Consider the following 23,423-nt stretch of genomic DNA (forward strand, 5'->3'; position numbering starts at 1 on the left):
CAGGCGCAAGATTCTTACAAAATGGCGGCAGGGAACCCCCACTATCAGAGGTTTTAAGGTAGAAAATCAATATAACTTTCTCCCACCCTGCGCCGCCACCTGGAACACTACGCCATGATAAACGCGGGCTGATGCACGGTGTTACGCCCTGCCCGCCACCTCATTCACCACCTGCACATACGCCTGAACTGCCTGCGCCACATCTTCCGTTGTCACCGACTCTGCCGGATTATGGCTGATGCCGCGATCGCAGCGCACGAACAGCATCGCCGACGGCCAGCGCTCGGCCACGGCGATAGCATCATGCCCGGCACCGCTCGGCAGCGATACGCTGCGCCCCTGCACCTGAACAACGGCACGGGTCAGCGCGGCCTGCAGTTCTGTATCACAGGCGGTGGCGGCAATGCAGTAAAACTCCTCGGCGCTGAAGCTGATGCCGCGACGCTGGGCAATCGCCTCGCCTTCGGCCAGCAAATCGGCCAACAGTGCGGAGAGCGGACCGTCTTCCGGGCCGCGCACGTCGAGTGACAGCGCCACATCACCAGGAATCACATTTACCGCGCCCGGCTGGCACTGCAACGTGCCGACCGTGGCCACCAGCTGCGGACCAACCTGCGGCGTGCGGCGTTCGATATACACCATCCACTCGGCGGCGGCAGCCAGCGCATCTTTACGGTGGCTCATCGGTACGGTTCCGGCATGACCGGCCTCGCCAACAAAGCGACAGTTCAGGCGGTGCGCACCGTTAATCGCCGTCACCACGCCCAGCGCCAGCTGTTCCTGCTCCAGGCACGGCCCCTGCTCGATATGCAGCTCCAGATAGGCCACGAAGTCTTCGACATCGCGCGCCGACTGCCAGATGCGGTCGGCACTCAGCCCGCAGTTTTTCATCGCCTGCGCCACAGTAATGCCGTTGGCGTCCGGGTGATCGACCCAGCTTTCCGGCCAGCTGCCGGTCAGGCCGCGACTGCCCAGCAGGGTGATACCGAAACGGGTGCCTTCTTCATCGCAGAAACCGATAATCTCAATGGCCAGCGGCAGGCGCTCGCCGCGATCGTGCAGGTACTGCACGGTTTCAATCGCGGTCAGCACACCGAGCATGCCGTCATAGCGCCCGGCATTGCGCACAGTGTCCAGGTGAGAACCCAGCAGCAGCGCTTTCGCGCCGACCTGCTGGCCCTCATAGCGCCCGCAGATATTGCCGACGCTGTCCTGCCACACTTTCATCCCTGCCGCCGTCATCCACTTGCCAACCATCGCGTTAGCCCGCAGCAGCTCCGGCGACAGATAAACGCGGGTCAGTTCACCCGGCGTTTCGCTGATTTCTGCCAGCGCATCGCAGCGGGCCATCACGCGCGCCGCTGCCTCAGCGGCGGCGGCGGCCGTCATCAGGCACTCACTCATTAACGGCTCCCGTTATAGTGATCCCAGGCTGCCTGCATCGCAGCACCCTGGGTTGTACGGAATCCAAGATGGTTCAGCACGGCTTCCAGCGCGCTCAGGGTCTGCATCACGCAGTCTTTACGCGCGTTATAGCCCATGGTGCCAATACGCCACACTTTGCCAATCAGCGGGCCAAACGAGGTGCCGATCTCAATGCCGAAATCTTCCAGCACCAGCTTACGCACCAGATCGCCGTTGACGCCCTGCGGGATCACCACGCCGAGCACGTTGTTCATTTTGTGGTTAAGGTCACCGAAGGTTTCCAGCCCCATTCCCTGAATGCCTTTCAGGAGCGCGTCGCCGTGCAGCTTGTGGCGGGCGATGCCGTTATCCAGCCCCTCTTCCAGAATCAGGCGCGCGCATTCGCGGGCACCGAACAGCGCGGAGGTAGCCTCGGTATGGTGGTTCAGGCGCTCAGGCCCCCAGTAATCCATGATCATGCCGAGATCAAAATAGTTGGAATAGATCATCTCATCGTCGCCGTCCTGGTGCGCATCGGTACGGATACCCGCTTCCACGCATTTGCGCTTGCGGATCGCCTCTTCCATCAGCGGGCTGAGGGTGATCGGCGAAGTTCCTGACGGGCCGCCCAGGCATTTCTGCATGCCGGCAGAGACCGCATCCAGTCCCCAGGCATCGGTTTCCAGCGCGTTACCGGCGAAGGAAGCGGTAGCGTCGGTGTAGAACAGCACGCCGTATTTACGGCAGATGGCACCCAGTTCTTCCAGCGGTTGCAGCATGGTCGTCGAGGTGTCGCCCTGCACGGTCAGCAGCAGGCGCGGCTTCACTTTTTTGATCGCGTCTTCAATCTGATCCGGGGTGAACACTTCGCCCCACGGTACTTCAATGGTGTGAACTTCCGCGCGGCAGCGGCGAGCAATTTCGCACAGCAGATGGCCGAAACGACCAAAGACCGGCACCAGAACTTTGTCACCCGGACGAATAGCAGACAGCAGGATGGCCTCGATCCCCGCGCGCGAAGTGCCGTCAATCAGCATGGTCCACTGATTTTTGGTACGGAACACGCCGCGATAAAGCGCCATCACTTCGTTCATATACTGGGTCATGGCCGGATCGTACTGCCCGATCAGCTGGCTGGACATGGCGCGAAGCACGCGCGGGTCAGCGTTAATCGGCCCCGGCCCCATCAGTAAACGCTGCGGCGGGTTGATCTGGGTAAATTTAGATAAATCCATCATCGATTCCTATATGTAAATAACGCTTCAGGCGTTACTGGTGCAGGCAGTTTGCACACGGGCAGCGCGCAAGAACCGGAGCGTACACGTAGTACGTGAGGATTCTGAGCACTGCCCAGGTGCAAAATGGCAAACAAAGTAGCCTAAAGCCCACGCACCGAGGAGATAAACTGTTTAAGCTCATTGGTCTGTGGGTTGGCAAACAGGGTTTTACTGTCGCCCTGCTCCCAAACGCGGCCCTGATGCATAAACACTACGCGGTCGCCCACTTCGCGGGCAAAATTCATTTCATGCGTCACGAGGATCAGCGTCATGCCCTCTTTCGCCAGCTGCTCCAGCACTTTCAGTACTTCGCCAACCAGCTCTGGATCGAGCGCCGAGGTGATCTCATCGCACAGCAATACTTTCGGTGACATCGCCAGCGCACGAGCAATCGCCACGCGCTGCTGCTGGCCGCCGGACAGGTTGGCAGGATAGTAATCCATGCGATCCCCCAGCCCGACTTTATTGAGCATTTCCGCCGCCAGCGCCCGGCACTCGGCGTCGCTTTTTTTCAGCACGCGGCGCGGTGCCAGCATGACGTTTTCCAGCGCGGTCATATGCGGGAACAGATTAAAGTTCTGGAACACCATGCCGACAGAATGGCTGATTTCACGCGCCTGGGATTCACGATCGGTGATGGTCATCCCGCCCAGTTTAATGCTGCCTTCCTGATAGCCTTCCAGCCCGTTCATGCAGCGCAGCAGGGTGCTTTTCCCCGACCCGCTGCGGCCGATGATGGAGATCACCTGGCCCATTTCGATGTCGAGATCCACGCCTTTCAGTACGTGGTTGTCGCCATAGTATTTCTGCACCTGATTAATGGTGATGAGCGGCATTGAATTTCTTCTCCAGATACTGGCTGTAGCGGGACAGCGGATAACACATCAGGAAGTAGCCCAGCGCCACCAGCCCGAAAACTTTAAACGGTTGATACGTCACATTGTTCAGTATGGTTCCGGCTTTGGTCAGCTCGATAAAGCCGATAATCGACGCCAGCGCCGTACCTTTCACCACCTGTACGGCAAAGCCCACGGTCGGCGCGATGCCGATGCGCAGCGCCTGTGGCAGAACCACGCGATACAGCGTCTGGCCGAAGCTCAGACCGAGGCAACGGCAGGCTTCCCACTGCCCTTTCGGCAACGCCTGGATGCTGCCGTACCAGATATCAATCAGGAAGGCGCTGGTGTAAAACGTCAGCGCCAGCGAGGCGGCGGTCCACGGCGAAACGTCAATGCCGAACAGCGCCACGCCGAAGAAGGCCAGAAACAGCTGCATCAGCAGCGGCGTTCCCTGGAACAGTTCGGTCCAGGCGCGGATAAAGCGGCACGGCCAGCGGCGACGGGTCAGGCGAACCATCACCAGCGGCATCGCCACCAGCGTGCCACCAAAGAATGCCGTCAGCGACAGCAGGATGGTCCAGCGCGCCGCAAGCAGCAGATTGCGCAGGATGTCCCAGTCGGTAAAGGTCGTCATTACGGCTGCTCCCCGAACCATTTACGCCCGGCGGCCAGCAGCAGCTGACGCATGGCAATCGACAGCGCCAGATACATCAGCGTGGTCACCAGATACACTTCAAAACTCAAAAACGTCCGCGACTGGATCAGGTTGGCGGCAAAGGTCAGCTCTTCATAAGAGACCTGCGACACCACCGAGGAGCCAAGCATCACGATAATGCACTGGCTCACCAGTGCCGGATAAATGCGCTTCATTGACGGCGGCAGCACCACGCGGATAAACGTCTGAGTGCGGGTTAAGCCCAGCACCCGCCCGGCCTCCCACTGCCCTTTCGGCGTCACCTGGATACCGGCGCGAATGATTTCCGTGCTGTAGGCACCGAGGTTAATCAGCATCGCCAGCAGCGCCGCCTCACCGGCGGTAAGTTTCAGGCCCAGATTGGGCAAACCGAAAACGATAAAAAATAGCTGAACCACAAACGGCGTATTGCGGATCAGTTCGACATAAGCGCCCCAGCAGCGGCTGAGTAGTGAGGGTTTACCGCTTCGCAGCGCAGCCCCCAGAATACCCAACCCCACGCCCCCAACGGTAGCCATCACCGTTAGCTGGATAGTCACCCACAGGCCGGAAATCAGTTCCGGCCAGTAGGGCCACAGCGCGTGAAAATTCAGTTGCCCAATCATCAGTCAGCCCCGATTAACCCAGGTCAGCGGGTAATGGCGCTTTCAGCCATTCTTGCGATAGTTTGTTCAGCGTGTCGTCCTTCAGCGCCTGGCCGATCAGCTCATCCACTTTGGCCTTCAGAGCCGGTTCATTCTTTTTCATGCCGATAAAGCACGGCGAATCTTTCAGCATAAACTTTGCCACCGGCGCTTTGTCAGCGTTCTGGCGGGCAATCGCGGCCACGACCAGGTTACCGGTTGCCACATACTGCACCTGACCAGACAGATAGGCCGACAGCGTGGTGTTGTTATCTTCGTAGCGTTTCACTTCCGCCTCTTTTGGTGCCACGCTGGTAAGAACCATATCCTCAACGGCACCGCGGGTGACGCCGATGGATTTGCCGCTCAGCTCCGCCGCGTCTTTCAGCGTACCGTCTTTCGGACCAAACACGCCGAGGAAGAACGGTGCATAAGCGCGGCTGAAGTCGATCACTTTTTCACGCTCCGGATTTTTACCCAGGCTGGAAATCACCAGGTCCACTTTATCCGTCTGCAGATAAGGCACACGGTTTGCGCTGGTGACCGGCACCAGCTGCAACTTAAGTTTCATTTGCTTAGCCAGATACTTCGCCATATCGATGTCATAGCCCTGCGGCTGTAAGTCAGTACCTACTGAACCAAACGGCGGGAAATCCTGCGGTACGGCAATACGGATAACGCCACGTTTTTCAATATCTTGTAGTTGGTCCGCCAGCGCCGAAGCGGTAGACGTCAGCAGTAAAGCGCCAGCCAGTAATGCGAATAAGCCTTTTTTCATTCTCACTTCCCCGATTAATACATCATGAAACGAAAGATTCTTAAAGGATTTATTTGCAACTAATGTGCCACCGGGGATTTTGGCGTTGATTTTTCTTGCTGAAATCGGTGGCCGATCGACAATGTTTGATGAAAACCTGATTAAAATCAGAATCAAAGAAATAAACTCCATAAATAAAATCGGGTTATTTCGATGAAAAAATTCAGAAAAGGCAGATCGAAGCGTGAGAAAAGCGCAATAAAAAGGGGCACCGCCGCGAGCCCCATAACGATGCAAAGCACCAAATTAGTGCCCCATCAACGCTGTTCCAGCTCGTCCAGCTCGCCGTAAAGATCGGCAATCTGATGGATACGCTGACGCCCGTTGCTGAGTAACTCATGTAAGACGGCATTCGACAGCAGATTGACCAGGCTGTTGGCCGCCGAGTAGCTGTCAAAGGCCGATACGCTATCCAACGGCGCACACAGCTGCCAGCGCGCCAGCGCGATGGACGTCTGCGCCTGAGGTTCGCACATCACCAGCGTGGGGATATGCCGCTGCTGCAGCTGCTGTAACAGCGGCCGGATAATGCGCGGGCGGCGGCGAAACGCCATCACAATCACCATATCTTCCGGGGTGATGTCGATTAGCTCTTCGGAAAAAGTTTGCCCCGGCTGCGGCAGCAGCTGCACCCGGCTCCGAACCTGCAGCAGCTGCTGGCGGAAATGCAACGCGACCGGATAAGAGTTACGTAAGCCAATAATAAAAATTCGCTGGCTCTCACACAGTGCCTGCACGACCTGGCCGAAATGCGCGCTGTCGAGGGTGTTAACCCACTGCGTAAGGTTAGCCATTTCCTGCTTGTAGTGGCGTGCTAACAGGGTATTGCCCTGAACCGCATCGCGCACGTCCGTTAACGGCATGCCGCTCTGGCGCAGAGTACGCAGCTCGTTGCGCATATCTTTATAGGTGTCATAGCCCAGGCGCTTAAATAAGCGGCTTACCGTGGCCTTCGACACCCCGCTCAGCCGCGCCAGTTCCGCGCTGTTGTAGCCAATCAGGTCGTCATAATGATCGAAGACGAAATCCGCAATGCGCTGCTCCTGCGGCGAGAGTTGCGCATAGTGACCGCGCAGGCGTTCATCAAGCTGCTTCATGTCTATGCATCCTGTAACTTTTGTTTCATTCCACCGATCATATACAAATAACGTGCCTGTCTGTAGCCGGAGAGAAAAATGCCTTCGCTTACGCCCTGCCGACGCCCTGTTTTCCCGGAACGCCCCGCCTGCGTCTGATTGTTATACAAAAACTGGAATGACTCTTGCTTTAGTCAGACTCAGTTCGAGCAATAACGAGAATAATATGAATCAGAGCAATATGGCACCGCAGGGGATGGCCGTAACCCCACATCATCTGGCCAGCGAGAGCGCGCTGGGAATTTTACGGGCGGGAGGCAACGCCATTGAAGCCATGGTCGCGGCCGCAGCCACCATTGCGGTGGTCTATCCCCATATGAACGGGCTGGGCGGCGACGGTTTCTGGCTGATTATTCCGCCGGGCGGCGAGCCGGTCGCTATCGATGCCAGCGGCGCGGCAGGTTCCCTGGCCGATCTCGACTTTTACGCGGGCGAAAGCCATATTCCCCATCGCGGCCCGAAATCGGCGCTGACCGTGGCAGGGACGGTCAGCGGCTGGTCAGAAGCGCTGGCCGTTTCCGGCGAATACGGCGGTGAGCAGCTGCCGCTGGCTCGCCTGTTAAATGATGCGATCCGCTATGCGGCGGACGGCATTCCTATTACGGCTTCACAGGCGGAAGCCACCGCCAGCAAATACGTGGAACTGGCCGAACAGCCTGGTTTTGCTACCACGTTTTTACCGGGAAATGAAATCCCGAAAGCCGGCAGCCGCTTTGTGCAACCGGACCTTGCCGCTACGCTTATCCAGCTGGTTGAAGAAGGACTGGATACCTTCTATCGCGGCCCGCTGGCACAGCGGCTGGCCGCAGAAATGTCGCAGCTCGGTATGCCGATTACGCTGGAGGATCTGAACCGTCAGCAGGCAAAACGCCGTACGCCGCTGCGCATCCGCCACCAGTCTGGCGATATCTACAATATGACGCCGCCTACCCAGGGACTGGTATCGCTGGCCATTCTGGGCATCACCGACCATCTGACGATGGAAGATGCGGACGAGGCGCAAACCATCCACCGCATTGTCGAAGCCACCAAACTGGCTTTCGGACTGCGCGACAGCCATATCACCGATCCGCGTTTCATGCGCGAAGAGATGCAGTCGCTGCTGACATCCGATCGCCTGAAGCAGCTTGCCGATCGGATCGATCTGAATCAGGCCGCGCCGTGGGGCAACGGCAAAGGCCCGGGCGATACCGTATGGATGGGCGTGATGGACAGCAGCGGGCTGTCGGTCTCCTTTATCCAGAGTATTTATCACGAGTTTGGCAGCGGCGTCGTGCTGCCGGGCACCGGTATCACCTGGCAGAATCGCGGGGCATCGTTCAGCCTGGATGCCGATCACCTGCTGGCGCTAGCCCCCGGGAAACAGCCGTTCCATACACTCAATCCGGCCGCCGCACGGCTGAACGATGGCCGCACGCTGGTTTACGGTTCAATGGGCGGTGACGGCCAGCCGCAGACCCAGGCCGCCATTTTCACCCGTCATGTCGTTCAGGGAATGCCGCTGCAACAGGCGCTCAGCGCGCCGCGCTGGCTGCTGGGCCGCACCTGGGGACAGCTGTCCGACTCCCTGAAGCTGGAGGGGCGATTCAGCGCGGAAACCATCAACGCGCTTCAGGCGCTGGGACATGAGGTCGAGTTACTGCCCGATTTCAGCGAGGCGGTAGGCCACGCAGGCGCGATCGTACGCCATACCAACGGCATGCTGGAAGGTGCCTTCGATCCCCGCAGCAACGGCAGCGCCGCGGGCTTTTAGCAGGAGAAGAACATGACGCCAACTCAGCCTGACTGGGCAACGTATATCTTACAGATGGAGCAGATCCTCGGGATGGATCTCGACGAAGCACGCCGGGCCGAGCTTCTGGTACAGTTCACCCGTATTGCCGCCATGGCGGCACCGCTGATGGCCTTTCCGCTGGATGACCGGCTGGAAGTGGCGGGGGTATATAAAGCATGAATCTGGCCGCTCTCTCCATCAGTGAAATCAGACAGGCGCTGGCAACGGGCGATCTGAGCGCTGCGGATATCGCCAGCCGGACGCTTGCGGCGATAGAACAGCACAACCCGGCGATTAACGCCTGGACCGGCGTGACACGCGATCGCATGCAGCAGGAGGCTCAGCGCGTCGATCGCCTTAGGCGTGACGGCCAGCCTCTTCCTGCGCTTGCCGCCGTGCCCTATGCGGTTAAAAACCTGTTTGATGTGGCCGGTCACACCACGCTGGCCGGGGCCAGCCTGTTCAGCGATCGCCCCGTTGCCAGGGAGGATGCCTGGGCGGTGCGGCAGCTGACCGCCAGCGGAGCGATGCTGTCAGGCATGCTGAATATGGATGCCTATGCCTACGGTTTCACCACGGAAAACACCCACTATGGCGCCACGCGAAACCCGCATGACACTTCGCGTATTGCCGGAGGATCGTCCGGCGGTTCTGCCGCTGCCGTTGCCGCCGGGCTGGTTCATTTCGCGCTCGGCACCGATACCAACGGTTCTATTCGCGTTCCGGCTTCGCTGTGCGGAATTTTTGGGCTGAAACCCACCTTTGGCCGCCTGTCGCGCAGCGGCAGCCATCCGTTTGTTGCCAGCCTCGACCATATTGGTCCACTGGCTCGCCGGGTAAGCGATCTGGCAGAAGTGTATGATGTCCTGCAGGGCCACGATCCCGCTGATGCATTTCAGGCGACGGAAGCCCCTGCCGCCACCGTTTCACAGCTGAATCGTGGGATTGGCGGCCTGCGCGTCGGCGTGCTGGGCGGCTATTTTCAGCAGTGGTGCGATGAGCACGCTCGCACCGCCGTCGCCACCGCGGCAAAGGCGCTGGAAGCCATTGATGAGTTTTTACTGCCGGAGGCCGAGCTGGCACGCGCATCGGCATTTATTCTTACGGCGGCCGAAGGCGGAAATCACTATCTGCCCGCGCTGAAGCAGTCGCCGGAGCGTTTTGAACCGGCATCCCGCGAGCGATTGCTGGCCGGAGCCATGCTGCCTTCGGCATGGTATGTTCAGGCTCAGCGTTTCCGCCGCCACTGCCAGCAGCAGGCGCTGGCGCTGTTCAACGATGTTGATGTGCTGATCGCTCCCGCCACGCCGACCTGCGCCACGCTGATTGGCCAGCAGACAATGCGCATTAATGGCAACGACTTGCCAACCCGCGCGAGTATGGGCATGCTGGCCCAGCCGATCTCATTCCTCGGACTGCCGGTTGCTACCGTTCCGTTGCGGACGACGAGTGGGTTGCCGATTGGCCTGCAGCTAATCGCGGCACCGTTTAACGAACAAGCCTGTCTGCGAGCCGCCAGGGCGCTGGAGCAGATGGGTATTGCGCAGGCAATGCCTGCAAACATGGAAGATAAAAAATGAAAAGTGAACATATCGATCGCCCGGCGATCCACGCTGAAGTGACTGCGGCCTTTTATCGCTACGAGGAAGCCTTAATCAGCAACGATACCGTCGTTCTGGATGAGCTGTTCTGGCACGACGATCGCACCGTACGTCTGGGCGCCGGTGAGAATCTGTATGGCATTGACGCTATCCGCGAATTCCGCGCATCACGCTCGCCCGTCGGGCTGAACCGCCAACTGCAAAATACGGTGATATCCACCTTTGGCGAGGATTTTGCCGTTTGCAGCACCGAATTTACCCGCGAGGGCAGCGATAAAATCGGACGTCAGCAGCAAACCTGGGTGAAACTGCCCTGTGGCTGGCGAATTGTTGCGGCGCAGGTCAGTTTAATTCCCTGATTGATGTTGTTCCGGTAGCGTAAAAAAACGGATGGGTTTCCCCATCCGTTTTTGATCAGGCCTGTGGAGCCGGATGCGTTTTTATCCAGTGATCGGCGATCTGCTGGCGGGTACAAATCCACACGTTATCGTGCTGCTGGATATGATCCAGGAAGCGCTGCAGTGCGCGGAAGCGGCCCGGGCGGCCAAGCAGGCGACAGTGCATACCGATGGAAAGCATTTTCGGCGAGGTTTCACCCTCTTCATACAGCACATCGAAGCTGTCACGCAGGTAGGTGTAGAACTGCTCTGCGGTGTTAAAACCCTGCGGCGTGGCAAAGCGCATATCGTTGGTTTCAAGGGTGTAAGGAATAATCAGGTGCGGTTTAACGGTGCCGTCCTGGCAGGTCACCTGGGTCCAGAACGGCAGATCGTCACCGTAATAGTCGCTGTCGTAGGTGAGCCCGCCCTGCTCCACCACCAGCCGACGGGTATTCGGGCTGTCGCGCCCGGTGTACCAGCCCGTTGGCGTTTTGCCAAACAGATCGGTGAGCGTATCCAGTGCCTGCTGCATATGCTGGCGCTCGGTTTTCGCATCCATTCCCTGGTAGTGGATCCAGCGCCAGCCGTGGCTGACAACGTCGTAATCTGCGTTTTTGATCGCCTCGACGATCTCCGGGTGGCGAGCCAGCGCCATGGCCACGCCAAATACCGTCAGCGGTAGATTGCGCTTTTGGAACTCGTTATGGATGCGCCAGAATCCGGCACGAGAGCCGTATTCATAGAGCGAATCCATCGACATATGCCGCTCGGGATAACTTGCCGCACCGATGATATCGGACAGAAACTGCTCGGAACCCGCATCACCGTGCAGGACGTTGTTTTCCGCGCCCTCTTCATAGTTGAGTACGAACTGCACGGCGATCCGTGCTTTACCCGGCCAGGCGGCGTGAGGAGGATTCCCCGCGTAGCCAATCAGGTCACGCGGGTAGTTTTTGTTAAAGCTGTACTCTTTCTTTTCCGGACTATCGCTCATCAAAACATCCTTAGTATCGGAACAGATCGTTGCCTTAGTTTAGGCGTTCAAACTGACCTGAAAGTTTTTTTCGAATCGGGTAATCCAGATCGCCATGCTTACTGGTATTCAACCCCAGAGCCAGCAGCGACTCCACCATTTTGACCGCCGCGCCCACGCCATCAATCACCGGCACGCCGAGTTCGTGTGTCAGTTCACGCGCCAGATCGGCCATGCCGCCGCAGCCGAGCACAATGGCTCCGCTGTCGTCTTCACGTATGGCTTGTATACAACGCTGGCGCACTTTTTCCTGCGCGATACCGCTGCCGTCTTCCAGTGCCAGCACCGGCAGATCAATAGCGTGTACCGCTGTGCAGTGGTGCTCAAAGCCGTACTGCCGCAGCAGATGACGGGCAATAATGACCGTGCGCGGCAGCGTGGTGACTATCGAAAAACGCGTGGCAACCATTGTCGCCATATGCATCGCCGCTTCGGCAATGCCCACCACAGGACCCTGCGCCAGTTCGCGCGCGGCCAGAAGCCCCGGATCGCCAAAACAGGCGATAACGTGTCCCTGAGCGCCCTGCTCGCGCCCCGCTTTGATCTGTTCCAGTACCCCAATCGCCGCAATCGCTTCATCGAAATGCCCTTCAATCGACGGAACGCCCTGCTGCGGGCAAACGGCAAGAATCTCAGTATTACCGGCGGCCACCGCGCGCGCCGCCGTACCGATGGTTTCGGTCATTGCCAGGCTGGTATTGGGATTGATCACCTGAATGATCTGCTTGTTCATGCTCAGGCTCCTTTTGCCGCAAACAGGCGGGCAAAGTCAGGTAGCGTTTCGCCACTGCGCTCAAAGTGCAGACTGGCAACGATATGATCGAAATGTTTCCGTAATGCGTCAGTCAGCCGATCCAGTTCTTTTTCACGCAGCAGTTCCAGCAGCCGGTCGTGGTCGTCGCAGCGGCAGCCGTGCTGCCAGGGTGCGCCGTAGGCCGCCACCACCAGCGAAGAGCGCTGGCTGAGGCGCGTCACCAGCTCGGTCAGCACCTGATTGCCGGATATCGCCTGTAGCTGAATATGGAATGCGGCGGAAAGCCGGATAGCGGCGGCACCATCATGTACGGCATGGGCCTGCTGTTCCTGCTGGTTTATTTTTTCCAGCGCCGCCAGGTGTGGACCCCGGCAGTGCGCCAGAACGTCGGGAAGATTGGCACACTCAAGCAGGCTGCGGGTGCGGAAGATATCCTGCGCCTCTTCCACGGAAGGCGTGGCCACCTGCGCACCACGTTTGGGCGTCAGCGTGATCATTTGCACCGCTGCGAGGCGCTGAAGCACTTTGCGGATGCCGGTGCGGCTCACGCCAAAGACCTCGGAAAGCGCCTCTTCCGGTAATTTACTGCCCGGCGGCAGCTGATGTTCAACAATCGCCGTCATTAGCGCCTGATAGATAGGTTCATCCTTATCACTCAGGTCAGAGGCCGTTTTCAGCCCGGTTTCACTCTTCATTACCTTCTCCGGTAAACATCATTTCCATCGACAATCGTACACAGCAATAACCTATTTTTGTATACAAAGTTTTAAGATCTGGCCTGAATCCTGCAATGACCTTAACAGGCACATTTTTCTTACTGTATTCAGAGGAGCAGGTTTCATGCCAAAGAGTCAACTTTCTTCCCCGGCGGCGGCATCAGAGGCCGCCAAAAGCTACAGCCCGCGGCTGTGTAATGAAGACCTTGCTCCCGTGCGCAAGCAGAACTGGAGCTGGTACAACATTTTTTCTTTTTGGATGTCGGATGTACACAGCATGGGGGGCTATGTGGTGGCAGCCAGCTTCTTTACGCTGGGACTGGCCAGCTGGCAGGTGCTGATGTGCCTGCTGGTGGGGATCTGCATCGTACAGCTGTGCGCTAACCTGGTGGCGAAGCCCAGCCAGATGACCGGCGTTCCTTATGCGGTGGTCTGCCGCCAGGCATTCGGCGTATTCGGTGCCAACATCCCGGCGGTAATCCGCGGTTTGATCGCGTTTGCCTGGTACGGCATCCAGACCTATCTGGCCGCTAACGCCCTGATGCTGGTATCGCTGAAGTTCTGGCCTGCACTGACCCCAATGACTCAGGTGTCCTGGCTGGGCCTGTCACAGCTGGGTTGGCTCTGCTTCGGCATTATGTGGCTGCTACAGGCGATGGTGTTCTGGCACGGTATGAACGCGATTAAACGCTTCATCGATATCGCCGGCCCGGCCGTGTACGTAGTAATGGGCGCACTTGCCGGATGGATTGTATACAAGACCGGTTTTGACGGTATCTCCTTTACGCTGGCCAGCAAGTCGTTGAGCGGCGGCGAGCAGGTATGGCAGATGATTACCGCCACTGCGCTGGTGGTGTCTTACTTCTCCGGCCCGCTGCTCAACTTCGGTGACTTTGCACGCTACGGTAAAAGCATGGGTGAAATCCGCCGCGGTAACCGCTGGGGCCTGCCGTTTAACTTCCTGCTGTTCTCGATTGTTACCGTGGTGATCGTTTCCGGTACGCAATCGCTGTTTGGCCGCATGATTACCGATCCGATTGAAACCGTTAGCATGGTCGGTAATGACCTGGCGGTGGCGATCGGGCTGTTAACGATGATTACCGCCACCATCGGCATTAATATTGTGGCCAACTTTGTGTCTCCGGCCTTCGACTTCTCTAACTGTTCTCCACAGAAAATCAGCTTCCGTACCGGCGGGATGATTGCGGCCGTGGGTTCCGTGCTGTTAACGCCGTGGAACCTGTTCCAGTCACCGGAGCTGATTCACTATACGCTGGACGTGCTGGGCGCATTTATCGGGCCGCTGTTCGGCATCCTGCTTGCCGACTTCTATCTGCTGAAGCGCAGCAAGATCTCCGTTGACGACCTGTTTGACGCCACGCCGAAAGGAAAGTACTGGTACAAAGGCGGCTTCAACCCGAAAGCGATTGCCGCCCTGCTGCCGTCGGTGGGCATTGGCCTGGTGATCAGCTTTATCCCTTCGCTGCACGCGGTGGCTAACTTCAGCTGGTTTATCGGCGTGGCGCTGGGAGCCGGAGCCTACCGCTGGATTGCCCGCGATGAAATGGCCTCTGCACGGGCGGGCGGTGATTACCGTGCCGATGTGGTGATGCAGAAAGAGCAGCAATAGCAACGTAATAAACTTAGCTCAGGCGGTCATGCCTGTGAGTGAAGTTTTGAAGAAAGCCGTAACGGATAGCGTTGCGGCTTTTTTTCGCCGGAACGTTTTTCAGGAAAGCAGAAACGAAAAAGGCCGATTCTTTCGAATCGGCCTTTCTCTGTATACTTGGCGGAACGGACGGGGCTCGAACCCGCGACCCCCTGCGTGACAGGCAGGTATTCTAACCAACTGAACTACCGCTCCGCGCTTTGTTCCCCGTCGGGAACGAATCGGATATTACGGATCGACAAAACGTTCGTCAACGCTTTTTATTCAGAATTATTTCAACTGTTCTTTTTTTGCACTTAAAGCGGTTTTATTGCGCATTTTTAGTGACTTACTGCACATTTTCCTGCTGCGGACGCCACAGGCAACTGCCGCCTTTCTTCTGTACCAGATCCAGGCGTTTTTCATGCTCGGCCAGTTCCTGCTCACTGGCACGCAGAACGCGCAGCCCCGATGAAGGTCGCGCAATACGATGGATCGTATCGCCGCCGCTTTGTTCTTCCTTTTCCCCTTCCATTGAAAACGACAGCGAGGTCTGGCCGCCGGTCATAATCAGGAAGACATCCGCCAGGATTTCGGAGTCAAGCAGTGCGCCGTGCAGCGTTCGCTTACTGTTATCTATTTCATAACGCGAGCACAGCGCATCAAGACTGTTACGCTTGCCGGGGAACATCCGGCGCGCCATCGCCAGGCTATCGGTGATCTGACAGAAGGTTTCTGTCTTCGGGATATTGCGTTTGAGCTTGCCGAATTCATAGTCCATAAAGCCAATATCGAACGAGGCGTTATGGATGACCAGCTCCGCGCCGTCGATATAGGCGAGGAAGTCATCGGCAATGTCGGCAAACGTCGGTTTATCAGCAAGAAATTCGTCGGCAATACCGTGAACGCCAAATGCTTCCGGGTCCACCAGCCGATCGGGCTTCAGATAAACATGAAAGTTATTGCCGGTCAGGCGGCGGTTAATCACCTCAACGGCACCAATTTCGATGATGCAGTGACCTTCATAGTGGGTACCAATCATGTTCATACCGGTGGTTTCGGTATCGAGTACGATCTGGCGTGTGGTATTTACTGTGCTCATAGGACCCGTTTATGTCAGACTTGGCGTTTTTCTACAGGGAGTCTACCAGAGATGCTTAAGCAGGTAGAAATTTTCACCGACGGTTCGTGCCTCGGCAACCCGGGACCCGGTGGATACGGTGCGATTCTTCGCTACGGCGAGCATGAAAAAGAGTTCAGCGCCGGATTCCATCTGACCACTAATAATCGCATGGAAATGATGGCAGCGATCGTGGCGCTTGAGGCGCTGAAACAGCCCTGTAAGGTCATTCTGAGTACTGACAGCCAGTATGTGCGCCAGGGGATCACCAGCTGGATTCATAACTGGAAAAAGCGCGGCTGGAAAACGGCGGATAAAAAGCCGGTAAAAAATGTCGACCTGTGGCAGCGCCTCGACAGCGCACTTAGCCTGCATGACATCGACTGGAAATGGGTAAAAGGCCACGCCGGTCATATCGAAAACGAACGCTGTGACGAACTGGCCCGCAGCGCTGCCGGTAATCCCACATTTGATGACGTTGGCTATCAGTCGGGTTCCTGAGGGGTGCGCGGGTGAAACTGTCGGGTAGCGCCCACTGTTTGTAGCTTCGGCTTGCTGGTACTCTTTTTCATCGGATTGATAATCAACGGGAAGGTGCGCTTGCGGGCCACGATAAGATTCAGGCAGCCAAGCGCAGGCAGATGCGTGCTGATCACCTTCCCGCCCTGCCGGCTCCAGGGTAAAACCTGAAATCCGCTGCGCTGCACTACTTCATAATTCAGCAGGCTCAGCCAGTCCAGCAGCCGCATCTGCGTAAACATACGGCTGTTCCAGGGGATCATACGGTGAACGCCCGGGATCAGCTTGCCGACGCCCAGCATACTGAACAGATTGAATCCGCTGATCAGCATCCAGCCGTCATCAATTAATACCCGATCGACTTCACGCAGGATGCGATGCGGATCGCTGCTCCAGGCAAGAGTATGAGCCAGCAGGCAGGCATCCACCGACTTCGATTCAAAAGGCAGGCTGAGCGGGTCTGCTTTTACCTGGAGCAGATCGCCTTTCAGTCCCACATTAACCTGATGAGAAATGGCGCAGGCTTCCGTATCAATTTCCGCGCTGAGATTGCCCAGCTTGAGCAGATGAAAACCATACAGTTTGGCCAGACTGGGGCGCAGATGATGGGCAAGCGCGTCACGATAAAACTCGCCGCAGGGAATTTGCGACCATGAGTCAGGCACGTGGCGGATTTGGCGTGTTTTAGCAGGCTTCATGCTTTACCATCTTCTATCCATTATGAGTGTATACCCAGTCTGATTAGCGTTGCCGCAGGACACCTGGCGCGGCGTCACTGATGAAAAGTATAAAGAGGTGAATATGAATCTTACCAGCATACCGGCACTTCAGGATAACTACATCTGGATGTTAAATGACACTGCGGGGCGCTGTCTGATCGTTGATCCAGGCGAAGCCGCGCCGGTTTTGCGTACCCTGTCCCAAAATCAGTGGCAGCCGGTCGCGATTTTACTCACTCATCATCATCACGATCACGTCGGGGGTGTGGCTGAAATCCTGGCCCGGTATCCTGATATTTCGGTGTACGGTCCGCAGGAAACACAGGATAAAGGCGCCACTAAAATCGTCGGCGAAGGCGAAAAAATCATAATTCTTGGGCTGGAATTCGATATTTATGCTACGCCCGGTCACACTTTGGGACATATCTCATATTTCAGTTCCCCTTATCTTTTTTGTGGCGACACGCTGTTCTCCGGCGGCTGCGGTAGATTATTCGAGGGAACACCAAAACAAATGTTCGAATCATTTCAGAAGCTTAATTCACTTCCGGCCGATACTTTAGTTTGTTGCGCGCATGAATACACATTATCGAATTTAACTTTTGCACACGCGATTTATCCGCAACATAAAGAAATAGAACGCTATCTGCATAAAATTAAGGAGTTACGCTCAAAAAACCACATAACTTTACCGACAAAACTGGAACTTGAGCGAAAAATTAATGTTTTTTTGATGGCACAAGATATTGAATTAAAAAAACAAATAGGTTTAGAAACAACTATGCAACATGAGTGGCAGGTATTTGCTGCCTTACGTGCAAAGAAAGACCACTTTTAATATTTTAGGTTGTCATGACTGGGACGAGCACGTATGATTGCTCGTCTTTTAATCGAACTATTGACACACACATGAAGGCTAAAGCGATAATTCTCGCCTCGGTCTTGCTGGTGGGGTGCCAGGCATCAAAGCATGATGCCAACATTCCTGAACAGCATGCACAGAGTTTGTCTTCGGCAGGTCAAGGTGAAAATGGACAGTACTCAGATTCAATGTTGTCCCCTCGATGGCAGGACGATGGAACCGGCCTCGCGCAGGGTCAGGATCTGTGGAATTTCATTAGCGACGAGCTGAAGATGAAGGTTCCGGATAATTACCGGATACGCGAACAGAAACAGAAGTACCTGAAGAACAAGAGCTATCTCCACGATGTAACATTACGGGCAGAGCCGTATATGTACTGGATAGTCGAGCAGATTAAGCAACGCAAAATGCCGATGGAACTGGTACTACTACCCATAGTGGAGAGCGCTTTTGACCCCCACGCAACATCATCTGCGAATGCCGCTGGCATCTGGCAGATTGTGCCGCAAACGGGGCGAAACTACGGCTTGAAACAGAATCAATGGTATGACGGGCGACGTGATATTGTCGCATCGACAAAAGTTGCTCTGGATATGATGCAGCGCCTTAACGACATGTTTGACGGTGACTGGTTACTGACGGTAGCCGCCTATAACAGTGGTGAAGGCCGCGTGCTGAAAGCGATGAAGGCGAATAAAGCCAAAGGGAGACCGACGGATTTCTGGTCCCTGGCGCTTCCACGCGAGACAACGGTTTATGTGCCAAAAATGCTGGCTCTGGGGCAATTGCTCAAGGACAGCAAGCGCTATGGTATTCGTCTGCCTACGGCAAATGAAACCCGCGCGCTGGCACGTGTTGAAGTGGGTCAGCAGATTGAACTGACGCAGGCCGCCGATATGGCTGGCATGTCGCTGAGCAAGCTGAAGAGTTTCAACACGGGATACAAACGTGGCACAACGGCACCAAATGGTCCTCACTACATTATGGTTCCGAAGTCCAACGTTGCGCAGCTGCGTAATTCACTGGCAGAAGGTGATATTGCTGCAGTTCAGCCAACGTCGCTGGCGAAGAACAGCGTTTCTCCGGCCACCTACAAGGTGCGCAATGGTGATACGTTGTCCGCTATCGCCAAGCGCCTGAGTATTCCGGTAAAGACCCTGCAGCGCGCTAACAATCTGCGTACTGCCAGCATTAAACCCGGCCAGATATTGAATCTGGGAACGAGTAGCAGTACGCGACTGGCAAATAACGGCGACAGCATCACCTATCAGGTTCGTAAGGGTGATTCTCTGGCCAGTATTGCGAAGCGTCACGGTGTGAATATCAAGGATGTGGTGCGCTGGAACAGCGTTGCCAACAATGCCAAAAATCTTCAACCGGGCGACAAGCTGACGTTGTTTGTAAATAACAGCGCAACGCCAGACAGCTAATCTGTTGAAATACCTGTTAAAAAGCCAATCTTCGGATTGGCTTTTTTGTTTTCTCTCTTCCTGATATCGTCTCCTGCGCAGTTCAATGTGTGATCCCGCTAGCGCTTCCTTTGCAGTGACTGTGATGCAGGTCGAATTATCGCTCGCCTCTTCTTGTATGGTAGTACACCTGAAATCTAATGTTATCTACGTGTTTAATTTTTGATCTAAGCACGCAAAAAAATAACAACACCAGGCTTCCCGCTCTGCCTGTCCAGTTGCAGAGCGGTACCGATAACGTCGATTTCAAAGGCACAGGATATGACTCTTCCCTCTTCAGAAATGGCCCAGCGGGCCGAAAGCAGGACAGTACCGCCGCTTGCTCATCAGCCACCTGCCAGACGCGGCTTAATGCGTTTTATTCCGCGAGCGCACCCCATTTCATGGTGGATGCTGGTGATCACCACGCTTGCCATTTTAATGAACTCCATCGACCGAATTATTCTTCCCACGCTGCTACCAGCGATCATGACCTCGTTTAACCTCACCGAGGTGCAGGCCGGCTGGCTCAACTCGCTCAGCTTTGTCGGGACCTTAACAGGTGCCATCCTGTTCGGTTTGTTTTCTGACTGGGTTGGGACCGGGCATAAACGCTGCTACAGCTGGTGTGTGGCGGTGCTGGTTGAAGTGGTTTCCGGTGTGGCGACCGCGTTTTGTAAAACACTTGGCATGTTTCAGGCACTGCGCGTGGCGATGGGAATGGGCACCGGCGGTTCCGAACCGATTAACGTCGCCCTGCTGGGTGAATGGTGGCAGAAGGAAAACCGTGGGTTCGCGATTGGCGTTCACCATACCGGTTTTCCCCTCGGCCAGTTTATCGGGCCGGTGCTGATTGCTGCTATCCTGGCGTTTGCGACCTGGCGTGAAGCGTTCCTGTTTATTCCCATGATTGGGCTGGTGATTTTAGTCGCTCAGCTGCTGCTGGGAACGAAGAAAAATCACGATAAGGTCAATAAATGGATTGTTGAAAATGGCCTTACGCCACCGGTAACGGAATCCCTGCAGCAGACCGTTGAGCAGTCATCCATCTGGGCCAACGTTCTGTCCTGCCTGAAAAACCGCAACTGCCAGCTGGCGATACTGCTGATTTTTGGTTTTACCTGGGCGGAGATGGGTATTGCTAACTTTCTGACGCTACAGTTAACCCGTGAAGTGGGCCTCGATCTTTCTACAGCAGCGATTATCTCCGGGGCTTCCGGCCTCACCGGGTGGATTGGTCAGATCGTCTGGGGAAGTTTCTCTGATATCAAAGGGCGCAAACGCTCACTAACGATCATCATCGCGGGCTGGATCCTGGCCGCCGCACTCTGCGTTTTCATCCACTCAGCCGCACTGGCATGGGCCATACTGATCTTCTGGGGGCTGTTCCGTAACTCGCCTTTCCCGGTGGCCTATGCACTGTTAATCGACTCATCCCCGCGCGCGGCCGCGTCAAGTATGGGACTGATGATCGGCCTGGCTGTGGGTATTGCCGGTATTCTGGTTGCTCCGGTCAGCGGCTGGATCATCCACAGCTACGGCTTTACCACGCACTACCTGGTGATTGCGGCAGTACTGGTGATTTCCTGTATTCCACTCTGGTTGATTAAAGAAACCGTTAACGTTAAAAAGGCCTGATATGAGCACTGAACTGGTTAATCTGCTGAGCCGCCACCGTTTAATTGAGCTGAATCATCTCTATGAAGAGTTCATGCCGGTATGGCCAACTCACGGCAAGTTTTTCTGCCATCGTTCAGAAGACTATGTCGCGGGGGACGGCAACTATAACTGCCAGCTCAGCCTTGGCGATCACTGTGGCACCCACGTAGATGCGCCGATTCACTTTATTGCCGAAGGGAAAACCATCGACAGTATTGATGTTCGCCAGCTCACGGGACGAGGGCGCTGCCTGGATATGTCCCACGTTGAGAAAAACGGCCTAATCACCCTCGAACAGATTCAGCAGTGGGAAGAGAAACACGGCGCGATAGCCGCGGGCGATATCGTTATTTTTCGCACCGGCTATGATAAAAAATGGCAGCCCCGCCCTCATCATCAGGCTTTCCTGCAGGACTGGCCGGGGTTATCGGGGGAAGGAGCGCGCTATCTGATTGAGCAAGGTGTCACCGTGTTTGGCACCGATGCGATGTCGCTGGACAGCTTCAGCAGCGAGGGGCATCCGGCGCATCACGCCGTGCTGGGCTCGGATTGCCTGATCGTTGAAAATCTGGCAAATCTGCACAGCCTGCCCACATCGTTTACCTTTATCGCTTTACCGCTGAGGATTAAAGGCGCGTCGGCCTCGCCGGTGCGGGCGATTGCCCTGGTAGAGTCGTAATCAAACTCAGGGCCTGCTGGCCTCAATAAAAATAATGTCCGTGGTAAAGCTGCCATCGGGTTGCAGCGCATAATATCTCTGAACGTCGTAGGGGGCGGAGTGCTGGTAGGCACGAATAGCCTGCACCATCACCTGCGGCGTACGCATGCGCTCAACCCAGCTGGTAAACTCCAGCTCCAGCCGGTCATGTGAAATCGACCCAATGGCCAGCCCGGACTCCGTAAACAGCGTCAGCCACTCACCGGGGGAATAATCCCGAACGTGCGAGGTATCGCGCAGCGCTTCAACGGTTTGTAACCAGATATCCAGCACCGGATTCCCCGGCGCATTGACGTCCATAAAGATTGCTTTTCCGCCCGGTTTCAACACGCGGCGAACTTCACGCAGCGCGCTGCCGACATCGTGCCAGTGGTGAGCGGAATAGCGGCTGATGACAATATCGAATTCATCGTTGGCAAACGGCAGCTTTTCCGCATAGCCCTGCCGCGTAGTCAGATGGTGATAACCCCGTTCCTCTGCCGTCTTCGCCACCACCGTCAGCATTTTTTCGGAGAGATCGTAAGCCACCACCTCTTTAACGTGCTGCGCGGCAATAAAGCTGGCATGCCCGGCACCGCAGCCTAAATCCAGCACCCGCGCGTCAGATGCGGCATACAAGCGCTCACTCAGCTTAACCAAATCGCGACCGCTGGCGTGTACTGCGCTGGTCAGATAGGCACCTGCCTGCTCGCCAAACTGCTTATCGACGTGATCGTGATGACGGCTTGCCATAATAATTCCTTTATTTTCAAAAAGTACTCGCGGGGCGTGAGCTGAATTCAACCAGCAGCGGATTGTGATCGGAAGCCGTGGTAACCAGCACCGAAGCTTCGGCTACGCCCATGCCGCGGTAGAAGACGAAATCAAGCGGACGGCCGAAGGCCTTACGGCGATGATCGTCAGTAAAGCGCACTTCACGCAGGCCCATTTCTCGGGAAAAACGATACAGGGCATTGATGCGCTGACGGCTCCAGGCATTAAAGTCCCCGGCCATAATAACCGGCCCCTGATGGTTGATAATTTGCTCACCAATCGGCCCCAACTGCTTGCTGTAGACATCAATGCCAATGCTGAAATTCACCGCATGAATATTTACGACCATCAGCATCTGACTGTCAGGCAGCGGATAGGCGGTCACCAGAGCGGACTTGGACAGCCGCAGCAGGGGTTCTCGTTCACGCAGTGGGCAGCAATAAACCGGATGCGCTGATGCCAGCGTCATCACGCCTGAAGGATGCTGTGGCAGCACAAAAGCGGGAACCTGGTCCGCCGCAAGATAATTGCTGGTGGCGAAGCGGACCAGCTCAGGGGTGGTTTGTGCCTCCTGCAGAAGCACCAGATGCGCATCTTTACCAAAGTTTTGCAGCACCGACAGCCATTCAGCCCGTTGCTGCTTGAAGATATTCCAGACCAGAACTTTCAGCGAGGTTTCCGTGGTGAGCGGTGCGCCTGGCGGTAATGCCTGTCCGACATGAAGCATCGAGCCCGGCGGAAAAATACGTTCCGCTGGCTGCCCTGCTACATATCTCATGGCATAAGTCTTTTTTCGCACGTTATTGCCTGCACAGTTACAACGAAGGATGCTTTCCATCTTCCTGTTATAGGGGCTTTGCGGTGCAGTTTCAATCACCGCGCTGTAATTCCCCGAGCTTCTCCGTAAGTAAATGCAAACAATGTGCAGG

At 56.2% G+C, this 23,423-nt stretch carries 24 protein-coding genes and 1 tRNA gene; 10 read left to right on the forward strand and 15 right to left on the reverse strand.

The genetic code is table 11. The annotated features are described in order from the left end of the window. Positions 1 to 141: 141 nt before the first annotated feature. From hpxK to OMR58_RS17390, 7 genes are all read right to left on the reverse strand, one after another. Positions 142 to 1,404 carry an allantoate amidohydrolase gene (gene hpxK, locus OMR58_RS17360; protein ID WP_264546505.1) on the reverse strand — a complete coding sequence of 421 codons (1,263 nt, stop codon included), beginning with the start codon at positions 1,402 to 1,404 and terminating at the stop codon, positions 142 to 144. Then, positions 1,404 to 2,639, reverse strand: a complete 1,236-nt coding sequence (locus OMR58_RS17365) for a pyridoxal-phosphate-dependent aminotransferase family protein (protein ID WP_200547633.1) — start codon at positions 2,637 to 2,639, stop codon at positions 1,404 to 1,406. Before OMR58_RS17365 ends, hpxK begins: the two co-directional genes overlap by 1 nt. A 143-nt stretch (positions 2,640 to 2,782) precedes the next feature. Beyond that, a complete protein-coding gene (locus OMR58_RS17370) occupies positions 2,783 to 3,517 on the reverse strand; it encodes an amino acid ABC transporter ATP-binding protein (RefSeq protein ID WP_105590685.1) in 735 nt (244 codons plus the stop codon). Next, the gene (locus OMR58_RS17375) at positions 3,498 to 4,154 is read right to left on the reverse strand and encodes an amino acid ABC transporter permease (protein WP_123335480.1); all 657 of its coding nucleotides are present in this window, start codon (positions 4,152 to 4,154) and stop codon (positions 3,498 to 3,500) included. Before OMR58_RS17375 ends, OMR58_RS17370 begins: the two co-directional genes overlap by 20 nt. After that, positions 4,154 to 4,819, reverse strand: a complete 666-nt coding sequence (locus OMR58_RS17380) for an amino acid ABC transporter permease (protein WP_264546506.1) — start codon at positions 4,817 to 4,819, stop codon at positions 4,154 to 4,156. Before OMR58_RS17380 ends, OMR58_RS17375 begins: the two co-directional genes overlap by 1 nt. 13 nt (positions 4,820 to 4,832) lie before the next feature. Beyond that, positions 4,833 to 5,615, reverse strand: a complete 783-nt coding sequence (locus tag OMR58_RS17385; protein WP_105590682.1) for a transporter substrate-binding domain-containing protein — start codon at positions 5,613 to 5,615, stop codon at positions 4,833 to 4,835. A 296-nt stretch (positions 5,616 to 5,911) separates the two neighbouring features. Further along, the gene (locus OMR58_RS17390) at positions 5,912 to 6,751 is read right to left on the reverse strand and encodes a MurR/RpiR family transcriptional regulator (protein WP_200547611.1); all 840 of its coding nucleotides are present in this window, start codon (positions 6,749 to 6,751) and stop codon (positions 5,912 to 5,914) included. 205 nt (positions 6,752 to 6,956) lie between these two features. On the opposite strand from OMR58_RS17390, the gene OMR58_RS17395 reads away from it, so the two are divergent. From OMR58_RS17395 to hpxZ, 4 genes are read left to right on the forward strand one after another with little or no spacing between them, the layout of a single operon-like run. Beyond that, positions 6,957 to 8,543 carry a gamma-glutamyltransferase family protein gene (locus tag OMR58_RS17395; protein WP_264546507.1) on the forward strand — a complete coding sequence of 529 codons (1,587 nt, stop codon included), beginning with the start codon at positions 6,957 to 6,959 and terminating at the stop codon, positions 8,541 to 8,543. A gap of 12 nt (positions 8,544 to 8,555) precedes the next feature. After that, positions 8,556 to 8,744 carry an oxalurate catabolism protein HpxX gene (gene hpxX / locus OMR58_RS17400; RefSeq protein ID WP_200547613.1) on the forward strand — a complete coding sequence of 63 codons (189 nt, stop codon included), beginning with the start codon at positions 8,556 to 8,558 and terminating at the stop codon, positions 8,742 to 8,744. Next, positions 8,741 to 10,144, forward strand: coding sequence for an AtzE family amidohydrolase (locus tag OMR58_RS17405; protein WP_264546508.1), 1,404 nt, complete (start codon positions 8,741 to 8,743; stop codon positions 10,142 to 10,144). The genes hpxX and OMR58_RS17405 overlap by 4 nt, the downstream gene beginning before the upstream one ends. Next, on the forward strand, positions 10,141 to 10,524 hold the full coding sequence (gene hpxZ, locus OMR58_RS17410) for an oxalurate catabolism protein HpxZ (RefSeq protein WP_105590677.1): 384 nt from the start codon (positions 10,141 to 10,143) through the stop codon (positions 10,522 to 10,524). The genes OMR58_RS17405 and hpxZ overlap by 4 nt, the downstream gene beginning before the upstream one ends. A 55-nt stretch (positions 10,525 to 10,579) precedes the next feature. On the opposite strand, the gene puuE is transcribed toward hpxZ, so the two are convergent. From puuE to OMR58_RS17425, 3 genes are read right to left on the reverse strand one after another with little or no spacing between them, the layout of a single operon-like run. Next, positions 10,580 to 11,539 carry an allantoinase PuuE gene (puuE, locus tag OMR58_RS17415; protein ID WP_105590676.1) on the reverse strand — a complete coding sequence of 320 codons (960 nt, stop codon included), beginning with the start codon at positions 11,537 to 11,539 and terminating at the stop codon, positions 10,580 to 10,582. Positions 11,540 to 11,573: 34 nt separating this feature from the next. Continuing rightward, a complete protein-coding gene (hpxA, locus tag OMR58_RS17420) occupies positions 11,574 to 12,311 on the reverse strand; it encodes an allantoin racemase (RefSeq protein WP_146114098.1) in 738 nt (245 codons plus the stop codon). Between the two features lie 2 nt (positions 12,312 to 12,313). Then, positions 12,314 to 13,027, reverse strand: coding sequence for a GntR family transcriptional regulator (locus OMR58_RS17425; protein WP_105590674.1), 714 nt, complete (start codon positions 13,025 to 13,027; stop codon positions 12,314 to 12,316). Positions 13,028 to 13,172: 145 nt separating this feature from the next. On the opposite strand from OMR58_RS17425, the gene OMR58_RS17430 reads away from it, so the two are divergent. Further along, entirely contained in the window at positions 13,173 to 14,678 is a 1,506-nt protein-coding gene (locus tag OMR58_RS17430; RefSeq protein ID WP_200562533.1) for an NCS1 family nucleobase:cation symporter-1, read from the forward strand. 157 nt (positions 14,679 to 14,835) lie between these two features. On the opposite strand, the gene OMR58_RS17435 is transcribed toward OMR58_RS17430, so the two are convergent. Both OMR58_RS17435 and dnaQ read right to left on the reverse strand, forming a co-directional pair. Then, positions 14,836 to 14,912 (reverse strand) — tRNA-Asp (locus OMR58_RS17435). 133 nt (positions 14,913 to 15,045) lie between these two features. Continuing rightward, a complete protein-coding gene (gene dnaQ / locus OMR58_RS17440; RefSeq protein WP_105590672.1) occupies positions 15,046 to 15,798 on the reverse strand; it encodes a DNA polymerase III subunit epsilon in 753 nt (250 codons plus the stop codon). A 51-nt stretch (positions 15,799 to 15,849) separates the two neighbouring features. Between dnaQ and rnhA the strand changes: the two genes are divergently transcribed. Next, complete coding sequence (rnhA, locus tag OMR58_RS17445) at positions 15,850 to 16,317, forward strand: ribonuclease HI (RefSeq protein WP_105590671.1); 468 nt, start codon at positions 15,850 to 15,852, stop codon at positions 16,315 to 16,317. On the opposite strand, the gene OMR58_RS17450 is transcribed toward rnhA, so the two are convergent. Further along, complete coding sequence (locus tag OMR58_RS17450) at positions 16,302 to 17,033, reverse strand: class I SAM-dependent methyltransferase (protein ID WP_264546509.1); 732 nt, start codon at positions 17,031 to 17,033, stop codon at positions 16,302 to 16,304. The genes rnhA and OMR58_RS17450 overlap by 16 nt on opposite strands. A 103-nt stretch (positions 17,034 to 17,136) precedes the next feature. On the opposite strand from OMR58_RS17450, the gene gloB reads away from it, so the two are divergent. The 4 genes from gloB (at position 17,137) to OMR58_RS17470 (ending at position 21,702) form a co-directional block, all read left to right on the forward strand. Continuing rightward, a complete protein-coding gene (gene gloB / locus OMR58_RS17455) occupies positions 17,137 to 17,892 on the forward strand; it encodes a hydroxyacylglutathione hydrolase (protein ID WP_264546510.1) in 756 nt (251 codons plus the stop codon). A gap of 71 nt (positions 17,893 to 17,963) precedes the next feature. Continuing rightward, positions 17,964 to 19,346, forward strand: a complete 1,383-nt coding sequence (gene mltD, locus OMR58_RS17460; protein WP_264546511.1) for a murein transglycosylase D — start codon at positions 17,964 to 17,966, stop codon at positions 19,344 to 19,346. Between the two features lie 390 nt (positions 19,347 to 19,736). After that, complete coding sequence (locus OMR58_RS17465; protein WP_234472009.1) at positions 19,737 to 21,002, forward strand: MFS transporter; 1,266 nt, start codon at positions 19,737 to 19,739, stop codon at positions 21,000 to 21,002. Position 21,003: 1 nt separating this feature from the next. Then, entirely contained in the window at positions 21,004 to 21,702 is a 699-nt protein-coding gene (locus OMR58_RS17470; protein WP_200562550.1) for a cyclase family protein, read from the forward strand. A 6-nt stretch (positions 21,703 to 21,708) separates the two neighbouring features. Here the strand turns inward: OMR58_RS17470 and OMR58_RS17475 are convergent, their stop codons facing one another. Together OMR58_RS17475 and OMR58_RS17480 are read right to left on the reverse strand one after the other, a co-directional pair. Beyond that, positions 21,709 to 22,473: a class I SAM-dependent methyltransferase gene (locus tag OMR58_RS17475; RefSeq protein WP_264546512.1), complete on the reverse strand. Its 765-nt coding sequence runs from the start codon at positions 22,471 to 22,473 to the stop codon at positions 21,709 to 21,711. Between the two features lie 16 nt (positions 22,474 to 22,489). Next, a complete protein-coding gene (locus tag OMR58_RS17480; RefSeq protein ID WP_105591149.1) occupies positions 22,490 to 23,293 on the reverse strand; it encodes an endonuclease/exonuclease/phosphatase family protein in 804 nt (267 codons plus the stop codon). Between the last annotated feature and the right edge of the window lie 130 nt (positions 23,294 to 23,423).

This window comes from Erwinia sp. INIA01 (assembly GCF_025947915.1).
Classification (GTDB): domain Bacteria; phylum Pseudomonadota; class Gammaproteobacteria; order Enterobacterales; family Enterobacteriaceae; genus Erwinia; species Erwinia coffeiphila.